Below are 12433 nucleotides of genomic sequence, written 5' to 3'. Positions count from 1 at the left end.
TTTCCCGCGGGAGCCCGCCGCCGATTATTTTTCCTATCCCTGTCCGTTTTTGGCTAGTCAGCCCCCGCCTCCCCGCTTAGTCTCAGGGCATGAACAGAGCCTCTGGAGTTGTCACCATGCAAATCGAGCATCCAAGCGAACAGGACGAGATAGTCCCCGGCCTCACCCGCGAGCAGTGTCACGCCGCCCGCCTCGCCCGAGATGCGCGCTTCGACGGCCGCTTCTTCACCGGCGTGCTCTCCACCGGCATCTATTGCCGTCCCATCTGCCCGGCGCGCGCCCCCCACGAGCACAACGTGCACTACTTTCGCTTCGCCGCCGCCGCCGAGCAGTACGGCCTGCGCCCCTGTCTGCGCTGTCGGCCCGAGCTGGCCCCGGCGCAGGGAGGGGATCTGCCAGAGCTCGTCAGCCGGGTGCTCTCGCGCATCGAGCGCGGCGAACTTGCGGACAGCACGCTCGGGACGCTCGCGGCCGAGGCGGGCATCACGGAGCGCACCCTGAGGCGTCAGTTCGAGCAGTACCTCGGCGCCTCGCCGAAACAGGTGGAGCAGACGCGCCGCCTGCTGCTCGCCAAGCGGCTGCTGACGGAGACGCCGCTGCCCGTCACCGACATCGCGTTCGCGGCCGGTTTTGCGAGCATCCGCCGTTTCAACGATGCGTGGAGCCACGCCTATGGCCTCTCCCCTAGCGCCTTGCGCAAGCAGGAGGGCGCACGTCCGGCGCAGGAGCCGGGACCGGCGCTCACCCTGCAACTGCCCTATCGGCCACCGTTCGATGTGCAGGCCATGCTGGCGTTCTATCGGCTGCGCGCCATCCCGGGGCTGGAGCGGGTGGACGAGCAGGGCTATGAGCGGCGTCACCGGATCGGTGAGCAGGAGGGGTGGATCCGTATCGAGCCCGGGGTGGGCAACCAGCTGCGACTGACCCTGCGGGGTCTGCCGCCGGGGGCGCTACCGGACATCCTGTATCGGGTGCGGCGCATGTGGGATCTCGATGCGGACATGGCGCGGATCGGCGAGCGGCTCGGTCAGGATCCGCACCTCGCGCCGCTGCTGGCGCGCTGGCCCGGCGTGCGCCTGCCGGGGGGCTGGGATGAGTACGAGGTGATGCTGCGCGCCATCGTCGGTCAGCAGGTGTCGGTCAAGGGCGCCATCACCATCATGGGACGGCTGGTGGCGCGCACCCTGGCGCAGTTCGGCACCAGTACCCTGCCAACCCCGGCCCAGCTGTGCGCCCTCGATCTCGATGGCATCGGCATGCCGGGCAGCCGGATCAGGACGCTGCAAGGGCTGGCCGGGGCGCTCGCGAGCGGCGCCATCACCCTGGCCAGGGCGAGTGATGAGCAACTGCTCGCGCTGCCGGGCATAGGCCCCTGGACCGTTGCGTACTGGCGCCTGCGCACCGGGCAGGATCCGGACGCCTTCCCCGCCTCGGATCTGGTGCTGCAAAAGGCGCTCGGGGGCGGCGTGAAACTGCCGGTCAGGGAGGTGGAAACCTTGAGCCGCGCCTGGCAACCCTGGCGCGCCTATGCCGCAAGCTGGCTGTGGCATGCCTATGCCCTGGGCGAGTAAGCGGGCGAGCGGCCCGAGCGGCTGACCCAGGCCGAAACATCACAGCAAACCGAGGAGACAACATCATGATCCGCTACGACTTTCTGGACACCGCCTGCGGCCCGTTGCTGGTCGCCATCGACGAGACCGGCCTTCGCCACGTGGATTTCGTGGACGGCCTGCGCCCCCTGCCCACGCAACCCGGGTGGCAGCAGGACAGCGAGGCGCTGGCTCCCTATCTGGCCGAGTTTCGGGACTACTTCGCGGGCAGGCTGCAACGCTTCACCCTGCCGCTGGCCGCCCAGGGCACCGCGTTTCAACGCGCCGTGTGGCAGGCACTGTGCGACATCCCCTACGGCGAGACCCGCAGTTACGGCGAGATAGCGATCGCCATCGGCAAGCCGAGTGCGAGCCGGGCGGTGGGCGCCGCCAATGGCCGCAACCCGCTGTCGATCATCGTCCCCTGCCATAGGGTGATCGGCCAGAACGGCAGCCTGACCGGTTACGCCGGCGGCCTGCCCATCAAGCAGGCGCTGCTGAAACTCGAAGGCATCCCGTGCTGAACAAGCCCCCTGAGCCGGGCTCCCCATCAGGCCTGCTGACCCGTGACAAGGGCGAAACAGCGTGAAGTGGGCGGTGGCAGTGCGGCAGCAGGTGTTGATGCGGGCTCAGCCCTATGCTTGAAGGGGTGAGGTCGGGATGACCTCCCCCGTCTCGAACAGCTTGTTCAACACGCAAAGGAGAGAGCAGATGAAATTCATGCATGCAGTCGTCCTCTCGCTGTCAATGCTGCTGGTGGTCGGCGCCCCCTCTTGGGCCAGCGCCGACACCATGGTGATGACCCAGGCCGATCTCAAGTGGAAGGAGATGGGCAACGGCATCGCCGCCGCACCGGTGTCCGGTGACATGGCCAGCGGGCCGAGCCGCTTCTTCCTGAAATACCCGGTCGGGCTGGTGACCCCCAATCATCACCACGATGCGGATCACTATGTGACCCTGGTGTCGGGAGCCATCATCCTGACGGCAGGAGGCAAGGCGCACCGCCTCGGCCCCGGCGACTACTTCGCCCTGACCGACAAGGCGCCCCATGTCGCCAAGGTTGAGGGCAAGGAGCCGGCGGTGTTCTTCATCCAGGCGGATGGCCCCTGGAATGTGGTGATGGATAAATAAACGTGTGAACGGCGGCGGGCTCCCTCGGGGCCCGCCGGACTCCGCCATCTCTATTTCCTCGTCCTGGCTGCCCCAGCCGAACTTGATGCCCGCCTCAGCGCCGGGTTGCCAGCCAGCCGTGAAAGCCGAGCGCCTGAAAGTAACGCTGCCCCGCGCTGAAACCCGCCCCTTGCAGCAACCGCTGCAACTGCCCCTCATCGAGGGGAATAAAATCGTCGGCGAGACGCTGCATCATGCGCTCGCTGGCCGCCAGTGGCAGACCCCCTAGCCGCGCCTGCTGTCCCATGACGGCGCGCTCCATTGGCTCCGCAGCCGTCATCAGATCCGCCAACAGCAGCGGGGAGCCGACCTTGAGATGGCGGGAGATATCAACAAGCAGCGATGACTTAGAGTTTTCATCCAGAAAATGAAGCACCAACAGACAGAGTGCGGCGTCGAAATGTTGTGAGGCAGTGGGTAACGCCCCCAAAAGCCACCTAACTCGCTCTCCCATCCCGGCCTCGTCGGCCCGCTGACGCGCCTGGGCCAGCATGTCCGCCGAGATGTCCTGGGCGACAAAGTGCCACCGGGGGCAGAGCTTGCCAAGCAGCAGCAGCTCGCTGCCGGTGCCCACTCCCACCAGCAGCACCCGCGCCTCCTCCCCGAGCCTTGCCATCAGCTGGGCAGCACTCAATTGATGCAGCAGCTCATAACCCGGCACCAACAAGGGAATGCGCTGGTCATAGGCCAGCGCCCCCGCCCCTTCAAATCGTTCCGCCATCTCGCGCTCCTTGGTTGAGCCCCTGTGATAAGGGCTCTAGCCGGGAGAAGGTAAAGCCCTGTTTGGGGTGGCCACGACGCGCCATGCCTGCTTGTCGTCCCGTAGGGCTTCACAGCGCAGGCAAAGGAGTTAGCTGTTTTGCTCCCGCAGCGCCGGGTTGAATACCCGCTTGCTGGAAGGAGGGTTGGCCACGAGTTTCCTGGCGGGGCGGCGGGGGCGCCTCACCAGCTCGCCGCCGCAGTTCGGGCAGCTTTGGTGTAGGTAGCGCTCGTTGCAATCGCTGCAGAAGGTGCACTCGAAGGAGCAGATAAGCGCTTCACTGCTGCCGGCGGGCAAGTCCTTGTCACAACACTCGCAGTTCGGTCTGAGTTCCAGCATGGGCAACCTCTCGATCAATGGGAAAAGGGTCAGTCGACGATAAAGAGGCGGGCACCCCGCTCGGTGAAGGAGCGGTGAGGCTCGGCGTTGTCCGCCACCTGATAGCTCATCCCGGCGCTCAGGGTGAAGACGCGGCCATCTTCCAGCTCGGTGTGCAGCTCCCCTTCCAGACAGAACAGTACGTGGCCCTTGCTGCACCAGTGATCCGCCAGATAGCCGGGGGAGTACTCCACCATCCGCACCCGCATGGGGCCAAAATGCTGGGTGTGCCAGCGGGCAGTCCCCTTCTCCCCCAGGTGTTCAGTGGGCGGGATCTCGGCCCAGTTCGTGGTGCAAAACGGCAGATTGTTGATTTCCATGGAAGATCCTGTGTCGAGTGAATTTTCTAAATAACCAGGACGCCATCCCGGCGCCCGAAGGACGATGATCAGCCGATGCGATGCCTGCTCAAGAATGTCTCCACCAAATCGAGCACCTCGGCCTCCCGCTCCCGATGAGGCACATGGCCGCAATCGGGCAGCAGCGCCATCTGCGCCGCCCCGCTCACCCCGCCCGCGATGGCGCGGGGAAAGGCGGCCGAGCCGAATTCATCTTTCTCGCCGTGGATGGCGAGCACGGGACAATGGACATCGGCGAGACGCGGTGCGAGGGACCAGTGGCGAAACGCCGGGCTGAGCCAGACCCCCGTCCAGGCATCCAGCACCCAGCGGGCCCGCTCGCCATGCCATCTTGTGAGGCGCACCAACTGCGCCTCGTCTTCGAAGCCTTGCTTGGCCACCCGTATTCCATCCAAAGTGCGCTCCTCCACGAAGGCCTGCGTAGACTCGCTGATCACGGCAAGGCAGCCACTGCTGGGTCGGGAGGTGGCGGCCAGCGCCATGGCGCCCCCCACACTGTGGCCGAACAGCAGGTAGTGGCCAAGGCCGAGGGCCTTGATGAGGGTGGGCAGATAGAAACGGGCCTCATCGTCGATAAAGCCCGGCTTGGCGGGCTCAGTTTGTGGCGAGGATTGGCCGAAGCCGAGGCGATCGTAGGCGATGACGGGGCGCTGCAGGCGGGTCGCCAGGGTGGCGGGAAAGTCCCGCCACTGGGCCACGGAACCGAGGGAATCGTGCAACAGGATCAGCGGGGAGTGGCCTGTACCGGCGGGACGCCATTGGCGCACGAAGAGGCGTCCACCCGGGACGCTGACAAAGCTATCCGCGACGCTCAGCGCCGCGCTTTCTTCGACTTCCATATCGCATATCCTGGCTCGGGATGGGGTGAGGAGGGTTAGCCCGTTGCCCGCGCATCCTGCGCCAGCCAGCCCCTCATCGGAGCCCCCAACATGCCCTCTCCCGCCGCCAGGCGCAAGCCTAGCGTTTCAGGCTGCCCATCACCTGCATCTCGCAGCGTTTGCAGTCAAAGCGCAGGCGGAAACTGTCCTTGCCCATCTTCAGCTCCAGTGGCTCGGGTTTGAGGCCCGCTACCTCCTTGGGGCAGAGGTTCTGGCTGTAGCGGATGCAGTGCTTGGTGATCATCAACACCACTTCTCCCTCCTCCTTGTTCGCCTCATAGGCGGGGGCGATGCGCTCCACCCCGTGCTCGCGGAAAAAGTCCTCGGCGGCTTTGTTCAGCACGTTGCCAAGGTAGGAGAGCCGGTGCTGGGGATAGGTGACGTCCCGCAGCGGGATGCGCCGCTCCGGGCGCTGGTAGGCGATGAGGCGCGCTGCCTCCAGCGCCGCTATGCCGTCCCGGCGCAGGCCGTTGAGCATGGACGCGGCAAGGAACAGGGGGTTGGTGAACACCAACTCCACCTTGCGGGCCACAAACAGGGTGTTGCCAAGCTTGGCGAGCTGGTCCCGTGCCTGTTGCAGCGCCCGCTCCGGATTGTCGGCAGGCCGTTTGTCGCAGACGAGCGTCACGCTGGCCTCGATGCCCTGCTCGTCGACCAACGTGAGTCGTACCCCTTGCTCGCACTCGGACAAGTGCATGTCCACCCGGATGCGACGATCGCTGCTCGGTTTTTCCAGCAGCTTGCTGAATACCTGGTCGTGGTTGCGGTAGATCTCGGTGCCCACCTTGAGCCCAGCCATGGTTTCGGAGAGGAGCAACTGCTTACTCCCGCCCTTGCTTGCCACCTTGTTGAGGCGCATCCCCATCAGCTCGCCCCCCGGCTTGAAGAAACCGAGACCGTCGCCATTGTTGAGGATGAGTCCCCGACTATCCAATGGGCGCCCGTCTATCTCTATCCCTTCCTTGCTGACGCGAGTGACCCGGCCCAGAGGTTCCCCCAGGTATTTCGGGCTGCGGGGGGAGTCGATATCCGGCTGGCGACCGTGGAGGAAGTAATCGGTGGCCCCCCGGTTGAAGCTCTTCTTCGGATCCGGCGTGAAGCCATAACTGCAGCGACCGGCGGAGCTCGCCACCAGATCCGGGCGCTTGTCCAGGATGGCGTCCAGCTTCTGGCGATACCAGGCGGTGACGTTTTTGACGTAATCCAGCCCCTTGAGCCGTCCCTCTATCTTGAAGGAGCGAATGCCCGCCTCGATCAGCGCCTCCAGGTTCGCGCTCTGATCCATGTCTTTCAAAGAGAGCAGGTGGCTGTTTTCCACCAGCACCTCCCCATCCGGCTTTTGCAGGGAGCAGGGCAGCCGGCAGAGCTGGGCACACTCCCCCCGGTTCGCGCTGCGGCCGGTGCGGGCATGGCTGATGTTGCACTGACCGCTGTAGGAGACACACAGGGCCCCGTGGATGAAGAACTCCAGCTGAACCGAGGTCTGGGCGCTGATGGCGCGGATCTGCTCCAGCGACAGCTCACGGGCCAGCACCACCTGGGAGAACCCCACATCCTGCAGGAATTTCACCTTCTCCGGGGTGCGGTTGTCGGTCTGGGTGCTGGCGTGCAGGGCGATGGGGGGGAGGTCCAGCGCCAGCAGCCCCATGTCCTGCACGATGAGCGCATCGGCACCGGCTTCGTAGATCTGGTGGGTGAGACGCCTGGCCTGCTCCAGCTCGTGGTCGTGCAACAGGGTGTTGAAGGCGACGAACACCTGGGCACCGAAGCGGTGGGCGTGGCGCGCCAGCGCCTCTATGTCTTCGAGGGAATTGCCGGCGGCGCTGCGGGCGCCGAAGGCGGGGCCCCCCATGTAGACGGCATCGGCGCCATGGTTGATGGCCTCGATGCCGTAGGCGAGGTTCTTGGCCGGGGCCAGCAGCTCCAGGCGGTTATGATGGGTCTGATCGTGCATGGCGTCCGGTTCGAAGGGCTGCAAATGGCCGCCACTCTAGCGACTGCGCCCCCTCCCTGCCTTGATCCCGCTTAAGATCACCGCAGAATGCAGGATTGGATCAGCCCCATGTCAGCTCCCCTCATCCCCAGCCCTTCTCCCGCGAGGGGAGAAGGGCGCTGCGAGATTACGCTGACTGCACAGGCTGGATTGTGCTCAGATCACCACCTTCAGCGCCAGCCCCAGCAGTACCAGGCCGCTGACCTTGTCGATGACGAAGGACTTTGCCTTGAGCCAGGCCAGCCACTGGATCGACCGCGGGAGCGCGTCAGATCATCACCTTCAGCGCCAACCCCAGCAGCACCAGGCCGCTGACCTTGTCGATGACGAAAGACTTTGCCTTGAGCCAGGCCAGCACGGGACCACGAGAGAGCACCAGAGCCACCAGCACGTACCAGATTGCATCGATACCGCCGGCGGTGAGCATCATGATGCCGCCTTCCCACCAGCCGGTGTCCGCATGGACGAACTGGCTGAACAGGGCGATGAAGAAGATGGCGAGCTGGGGGTTCAGAAAGGCGACCATGAAGCCCTCGAAGACCCCCTGGCGACCACGCACTGCGTGGGCGTCCTCTTCCGCGGATCCGCTGGCAGGTTTGGCGAGCAATGCCTTGATGCCGAGCCAGGCGAGGAAGGCGGCACCGACGTAGCGAATGATGTCAAACAAGAGCGGGGTTTGGGTGATAAGCACGGAGAGGCCCAGCGCCGTGATCAGCGCATAGATGCCGACCCCGAGCCCGTGGCCGAGGGCCGTGACCACCCCGTGTCCCTGCCCGCCCTGCACCGTGTTGCGGATGATCAGCGCCAGACTCGGGCCCGGGCTGATGGCCCCCATGAAACAGACCGCCGCCAGCGCCAACCAACTCGTGAATTCCATCACTGCCTCTCTTGAATGAAGATCAATACCGGCCCTCAGGGTAAGGGGGGCATCATCATGCAAGAAGTGAAAGTTATGAATAGATCTCATAGCCCATGACTATGACTCAGAATAAATAACTGAAGCGTGAAACTGTAAAGAACAATCAACTGCTGCCGTCAGAAACGGCCCCTGCCCAGGGTCTTGCGGCTCTCGTCGACGGTATGTTGCAGGTGATCCCGCAGGAAGGGATAGGCCAGCTCCCGGAACCAGCGGTGGGCCGGATCCTGATGATGGCGCTGGTGCCACAGCAGGTGGTACTGCTGGGGACGGGTGGCAAAGGGGAGATCGCAAAAACTGAGAGCGTGCTCCCTGGCGAGTTGCCAGGCGATGTGGGCCGGGGTGGTCATCAGGCAGTCGGTGCGCAGCAGCACCTCCACCGCCGCCTGGAAGAAGGGCACCCGGGCAAACCAGCGGCGGGAGAGCCCTTGTGGCCCCAGCACACGCTCCACCGGGCTGTCCTTGTCGCCGCCGCCGCTCACCTGCAGATGGGGCCAGGCGAGGTACTCCGCCAGAGATGGGGTGGTACCGGACAGGGGATGCTGGCGTCCCATCAGCATCACCAATCTGTCCTCCCCCTGATGCAGACCCCGGATCTGATCCGGCACCAGATCCGTGATGGTGGAGACCAGATCCAGCTCGGATTGCCACAACTGCGGCAGTTGGCGCTTGTCCCACAGGCTGTATTCAAGGGCTGCCTGGGGAGCGGCCCTGGCCAGCGCCGCGCAGATATCCGGCAGAATATGCTGGGCTACGTAGTCAGAGGAGGCGAGACGAAACACCCGCTCGCAGCGCTCGGGCTCAAACCGGGGGGCCTCATAGAGCCTGTCCAGGGCACCGAGGGAATCCGCAAGCTGAGCCGCCAGGCTCTCGGCCCGCGGGGTCAGCAGCCAGCGCTGGCCTTCGCGCACCAGCAGCTCGTCGCCAAATTCGGCGCGCAGCTGGGTCAGCTGCTTGCTGATGGAGGGCTGGCTCAGGTGCAACAGCTCCGCCGCCCGGCTGATGTTGCGGGTCTCCAGCAACACCTTGAGGGTGGGCAACAGGTTGAGATTCGCTTTGTGCACGGGATCACCTCGACGCGGGGACGCTGGCCTGACGCCAGGGACCGAAAACGCCATCTTACGGCAAGGCCGACAGCTTACTTAAGCAAAATCATCCTCTTGCCTGCCTCGCCCCACCACATCGCCCACCGCCGGCATGACAGCCAGATGACACTGCTGGGCCCGTGCGGCATAATTTCGTCATCTGTGCCTGCGGGCCCTCCACGACAAGCGATCACAAGATGACCTACGCCAATATCACCGGCTGGGGCAAATGCCTGCCCCCCAGCGTGCTGACCAACGACGATCTCAGCACCATCATGGATACCTCGGACGAGTGGATCTATCCCCGCACCGGCATCAAGGCGCGCCGGGTCTCCCACGTCAGCACCCAGGCCCTCGCCACCCTGGCCGGGCGCCGCGCCCTCGCCTGCGCCGGCCTTGATGCCGCTCATCTCGACGGCATCATTCTCGCCACCGCCACCCCGGGCACCCTGATCCCGAACGGCGCCTCCGCGGTGCAACAGGCCCTCGGCGCCCACAAGGCAGCGGTGTTCGATCTCAACGCCGCCTGCACCGGTTTCGTCTATGCCCTCTCGGTCGCCACCTCCCTGGTGCAGACCGGCATGATGAGCAAGGTGCTGGTGATCGGCGCAGAGCGTCTCACCCAGTTGCTGGACTGGGCCAAGCGCGACACCGCCGTGCTGTTCGGTGACGGCGCGGGCGCCGTGGTGATCGAGGCGAGCGAGCAGGAATCCGGCCTCATCGCCAACAAGATCGGCTGCGACGGCGAGGCCCGGGAGATCCTGCACGTGCCGAACTTTGGCACCGACCGGGTGCGCTTTGCCGACATCGACGGCCTGTTCACTTTCAATTTCGAGGGGCAGGAGATCTTCAAGCGCGCCGTGCGCGGCATGGGGGAAGCCACGAGCACGGTGCTGACCCAGGCGGGCATTACCCCCGAGCAGATCGACCTCATCGTCCCGCACCAGGCCAATGTGCGCATCATCGAGACCCTGGCCAAGCGCATGGACGCCCCCATGGAGAAGGTGATGGTCAACATCGAGCAGTACGGCAACACCTCCGCCGCCACCGTGCCCATCGCCCTGTGCGAAGCGCTGGAGCAGGGCCGGGTCAAGCCGAACAGCTATCTGCTGAGCGCCGCCTTCGGGGCCGGTCTGACCTGGGGCGCCGCCCTCATCAAGTGGGGAGATCGCGTCACCCCCATCGGCCGGTGCGACGAGGCGCTGCCCCCCTGCGAGCAGAGCGCCCTTGAGCTGATCGCCCAGGCGGTCGAGGGGTGCCGGCAGGCCCGTGCGCAAGAAGAGTGAGCGCGAACGACTCTCAATCCATGAAGGAGCCTCTGGGCTCCTTCATCGTTTTTGCGTTGTTACCTTGATTCTGCGCCTCGGCGCCGATCCTTGCTGGCCCTGCTGCCGACCCTGCGCTTTGCTTCCCCTCGTCACGAATCGTCACCGCGCCGGGAGGTGGCGATCCTATCCCAGGAGAGAAAAGTCATTGAAAAGCGTGAATTTTGAGCGAGAGATATCAAAAAATGAGCAAACAGTACTTTTTTCTCGTCAGATTGGGTCTTGGGGGTTCACAACAGGACGGGATCTGATAGTATGCGGCCTCGCACTTGGGGAGGGGTTCCCGAGCGGCCAAAGGGATCAGACTGTAAATCTGACGGCTCTGCCTTCGAAGGTTCGAATCCTTCTCCCTCCACCATTCAAGTGCGAACAATCAGGAAAATACCCCGTGGAGGGGTTCCCGAGCGGCCAAAGGGATCAGACTGTAAATCTGACGGCTCTGCCTTCGAAGGTTCGAATCCTTCTCCCTCCACCATCTTCCTGATAGCAGGCCAAAAAATAGCAATACCCCGTGGAGGGGTTCCCGAGCGGCCAAAGGGATCAGACTGTAAATCTGACGGCTCTGCCTTCGAAGGTTCGAATCCTTCTCCCTCCACCATCCTTCAGAAAACCCGGCTCAGGCCGGGTTTTCGCTTTTCTGCTCTTCGCACAGCACTGATTTCAGATGGCACTGTCAGATCTGACAATTGCCCCGATAGCACATTTTGTAAACAGTGGGCCATTCAAGGCAAGGAGCCGCCTCATATGTTTGCAATCTGGGATGAAACGGGACAGGAGCACGGGCTGAACCTGCTGCAACTGCAACAGCGCCTCTCCACCTATCAGGGGGAGGTGATGGTACGCTATCGCAATCGCCTCGGCCTGCCCGCCACCCTGTTTCTGACCGTCCGCCAGGGACAAGCCTATCAACGCTTCAAAGCCGGCAATCCGCCCCTGGACTGGCACTGGCTCGGTCAGGCTATTCATTTGATGCATGTACCTGATGACAACATTCATCAGATGAATAATGCCCGCCGTCAGGTGGCAAACTAGGCCCAGGCAGCAACCAACTCCCCCGTCTGGCCTATCTGGCCGCCCCCTTCCCGGCCAGATAGGCCAATCCCGCCTGCCAACCCATCTGATAACCCTGCTCCAGCCTGTCCTTGTCCGTTGTCATGCGACCGACCCGAAAGCCTGCGGGAGGCACGATGACGCGGATCTGGCAATCCGCTGGCGGTTCCCGGATAAAGTCGATGGCCGCGTTGTAGCTGTGATGGCGCGAGAGGCTCGCCTCGGCCAAGGCCGGAGTCTGGCGCAGCAGATAACGGTGCAGGGCGGGCAAACGCGGCGCCTGCTTGCGATAGCCGAGCGGGCGGGAGAGCACCACTGTGATGTCCCGCGCTCCCTGCTCGTAGGCATGGCGCACCGGGATGGAGTCCGCCACCCCGCCGTCCGTCATGGCCTCCCCCGCGATGCGCACGAAGTCCCGATAGGCGAGCGGCACCGAGCAGGAGGCCTTGATCTGCTGCTCCAGCTCGGTTGCACTTCCCCTGAGGTAGGCCGCCTGCCCGTCCGATACCCGGGTCGTCACCACGGTCAGCGGCACGGTACTCTCGGCAAAGTGGGCGAGATCCAGCCTGATCTCGCGGATGGTGATCTCCCACAGCCAGTCGAGATCCAGCCAGTGGCCGCCGCGTACAAACTTGCCGAAATTGATGAATTCGGGGCGGCAGGAATAATCCGTGATGACCCTGTGATTGCGCCCCCGCTGCCCCGCGAGATAGGCCGCCAGGTTGACCGCCCCCGCCGAGACCCCGATGCAGTGATCGAAGCCCGTCTCCCCCTTCGCCAGGAAGGCGTCCAGCACCCCGGCGGCAAAGATGCCGCGCATGGCGCCCCCCTCGACCACCAGGGCCGTTTGCTGCCGACTCATCTCTCCCCTCCCTCTGCCGTTCAACCCCCTGAAACCGGGCACGCTGTCTCATTCACCACCAAAAAAGC

The 12433-nt window shown here is 64.4% G+C and carries 13 protein-coding genes and 3 tRNA genes; 8 read left to right on the top strand and 8 right to left on the bottom strand.

The window, feature by feature from the left end; all coding sequences use genetic code 11:
* Positions 1–116: 116 nt before the first annotated feature.
* The 3 genes from ABNP46_RS04620 (at position 117) to ABNP46_RS04610 (ending at position 2720) form a co-directional block, all read left to right on the top strand.
* Positions 117–1571 (top strand): AlkA N-terminal domain-containing protein, encoded by a 1455-nt coding sequence (locus tag ABNP46_RS04620; RefSeq protein ID WP_434476176.1) that lies wholly within the window; start codon positions 117–119, stop codon positions 1569–1571.
* Positions 1572–1636: 65 nt separating this feature from the next.
* Positions 1637–2113 (top strand): methylated-DNA--[protein]-cysteine S-methyltransferase, encoded by a 477-nt coding sequence (locus tag ABNP46_RS04615; RefSeq protein ID WP_349921256.1) that lies wholly within the window; start codon positions 1637–1639, stop codon positions 2111–2113.
* 187 nt (positions 2114–2300) lie between these two features.
* Positions 2301–2720, top strand: coding sequence for a cupin domain-containing protein (locus ABNP46_RS04610; RefSeq protein ID WP_349921255.1), 420 nt, complete (start codon positions 2301–2303; stop codon positions 2718–2720).
* Positions 2721–2814: 94 nt separating this feature from the next.
* Here ABNP46_RS04610 and ABNP46_RS04605 read toward each other — a convergent pair whose 3' ends face one another.
* The 7 genes from ABNP46_RS04605 to ABNP46_RS04575 all read right to left on the bottom strand — a co-directional run bounded on the left by ABNP46_RS04605 (position 2815) and on the right by ABNP46_RS04575 (position 9107).
* Positions 2815–3480, bottom strand: coding sequence for a class I SAM-dependent methyltransferase (locus ABNP46_RS04605; RefSeq protein ID WP_349921254.1), 666 nt, complete (start codon positions 3478–3480; stop codon positions 2815–2817).
* Positions 3481–3609: 129 nt separating this feature from the next.
* Positions 3610–3858, bottom strand: a complete 249-nt coding sequence (locus ABNP46_RS04600) for a DUF1272 domain-containing protein (RefSeq protein ID WP_349921253.1) — start codon at positions 3856–3858, stop codon at positions 3610–3612.
* Between the two features lie 29 nt (positions 3859–3887).
* Entirely contained in the window at positions 3888–4217 is a 330-nt protein-coding gene (locus tag ABNP46_RS04595; RefSeq protein ID WP_349921252.1) for a DHCW motif cupin fold protein, read from the bottom strand.
* 68 nt (positions 4218–4285) lie between these two features.
* Positions 4286–5095: an alpha/beta fold hydrolase gene (locus tag ABNP46_RS04590; protein ID WP_349921251.1), complete on the bottom strand. Its 810-nt coding sequence runs from the start codon at positions 5093–5095 to the stop codon at positions 4286–4288.
* A 118-nt stretch (positions 5096–5213) separates the two neighbouring features.
* Entirely contained in the window at positions 5214–7088 is a 1875-nt protein-coding gene (locus tag ABNP46_RS04585; protein WP_349922377.1) for a peptidase U32 family protein, read from the bottom strand.
* Between the two features lie 307 nt (positions 7089–7395).
* Positions 7396–8004 carry a LysE family translocator gene (locus ABNP46_RS04580; protein WP_349921250.1) on the bottom strand — a complete coding sequence of 203 codons (609 nt, stop codon included), beginning with the start codon at positions 8002–8004 and terminating at the stop codon, positions 7396–7398.
* A 158-nt stretch (positions 8005–8162) separates the two neighbouring features.
* The gene (locus ABNP46_RS04575) at positions 8163–9107 is read right to left on the bottom strand and encodes a LysR family transcriptional regulator (protein ID WP_349921249.1); all 945 of its coding nucleotides are present in this window, start codon (positions 9105–9107) and stop codon (positions 8163–8165) included.
* Between the two features lie 218 nt (positions 9108–9325).
* Here ABNP46_RS04575 and ABNP46_RS04570 point away from each other — a divergent pair, with 218 nt between their 5' ends.
* The 5 genes from ABNP46_RS04570 to ABNP46_RS04550 all read left to right on the top strand — a co-directional run bounded on the left by ABNP46_RS04570 (position 9326) and on the right by ABNP46_RS04550 (position 11485).
* Positions 9326–10414 carry a ketoacyl-ACP synthase III gene (locus ABNP46_RS04570; RefSeq protein ID WP_349921248.1) on the top strand — a complete coding sequence of 363 codons (1089 nt, stop codon included), beginning with the start codon at positions 9326–9328 and terminating at the stop codon, positions 10412–10414.
* 312 nt (positions 10415–10726) lie between these two features.
* Positions 10727–10811: transfer RNA gene (locus ABNP46_RS04565), tRNA-Tyr, on the top strand.
* 32 nt (positions 10812–10843) lie between these two features.
* Positions 10844–10928: transfer RNA gene (locus ABNP46_RS04560), tRNA-Tyr, on the top strand.
* A 38-nt stretch (positions 10929–10966) separates the two neighbouring features.
* Positions 10967–11051 (top strand) — tRNA-Tyr (locus tag ABNP46_RS04555).
* Between the two features lie 146 nt (positions 11052–11197).
* Positions 11198–11485, top strand: a complete 288-nt coding sequence (locus tag ABNP46_RS04550; RefSeq protein ID WP_349921247.1) for a hypothetical protein — start codon at positions 11198–11200, stop codon at positions 11483–11485.
* Between the two features lie 31 nt (positions 11486–11516).
* On the opposite strand, the gene ABNP46_RS04545 is transcribed toward ABNP46_RS04550, so the two are convergent.
* Positions 11517–12365, bottom strand: a complete 849-nt coding sequence (locus tag ABNP46_RS04545) for a patatin-like phospholipase family protein (protein ID WP_349921246.1) — start codon at positions 12363–12365, stop codon at positions 11517–11519.
* Between the last annotated feature and the right edge of the window lie 68 nt (positions 12366–12433).

The organism is Aeromonas veronii, assembly GCF_040215105.1.
Taxonomy (GTDB): domain Bacteria; phylum Pseudomonadota; class Gammaproteobacteria; order Enterobacterales; family Aeromonadaceae; genus Aeromonas; species Aeromonas veronii_G.
The sequence above is the reverse complement of the archived record's forward strand: the minus strand, read 5'-3'. Positions and strand labels throughout refer to the sequence as shown.

Excerpts from the sequence above, each read along its gene's own strand:
- ABNP46_RS04550 (WP_349921247.1), top strand. The coding sequence starts at position 11,198 with ATGTTTGCAATCTGGGATGAAACGGGACAGGAGCACGGGCTGAACCTG.
- ABNP46_RS04570 (WP_349921248.1), top strand. The coding sequence starts at position 9,326 with ATGACCTACGCCAATATCACCGGCTGGGGCAAATGCCTGCCCCCCAGC.
- ABNP46_RS04580 (WP_349921250.1), bottom strand. The coding sequence starts at position 8,004 with ATGGAATTCACGAGTTGGTTGGCGCTGGCGGCGGTCTGTTTCATGGGG.
- ABNP46_RS04585 (WP_349922377.1), bottom strand. The coding sequence starts at position 7,088 with ATGCACGATCAGACCCATCATAACCGCCTGGAGCTGCTGGCCCCGGCC.
- ABNP46_RS04545 (WP_349921246.1), bottom strand. The coding sequence starts at position 12,365 with ATGAGTCGGCAGCAAACGGCCCTGGTGGTCGAGGGGGGCGCCATGCGC.
- ABNP46_RS04590 (WP_349921251.1), bottom strand. The coding sequence starts at position 5,095 with ATGGAAGTCGAAGAAAGCGCGGCGCTGAGCGTCGCGGATAGCTTTGTC.
- ABNP46_RS04595 (WP_349921252.1), bottom strand. The coding sequence starts at position 4,217 with ATGGAAATCAACAATCTGCCGTTTTGCACCACGAACTGGGCCGAGATC.
- ABNP46_RS04600 (WP_349921253.1), bottom strand. The coding sequence starts at position 3,858 with ATGCTGGAACTCAGACCGAACTGCGAGTGTTGTGACAAGGACTTGCCC.
- ABNP46_RS04610 (WP_349921255.1), top strand. The coding sequence starts at position 2,301 with ATGAAATTCATGCATGCAGTCGTCCTCTCGCTGTCAATGCTGCTGGTG.
- ABNP46_RS04615 (WP_349921256.1), top strand. The coding sequence starts at position 1,637 with ATGATCCGCTACGACTTTCTGGACACCGCCTGCGGCCCGTTGCTGGTC.
- ABNP46_RS04620 (WP_434476176.1), top strand. The coding sequence starts at position 117 with ATGCAAATCGAGCATCCAAGCGAACAGGACGAGATAGTCCCCGGCCTC.
- ABNP46_RS04605 (WP_349921254.1), bottom strand. The coding sequence starts at position 3,480 with ATGGCGGAACGATTTGAAGGGGCGGGGGCGCTGGCCTATGACCAGCGC.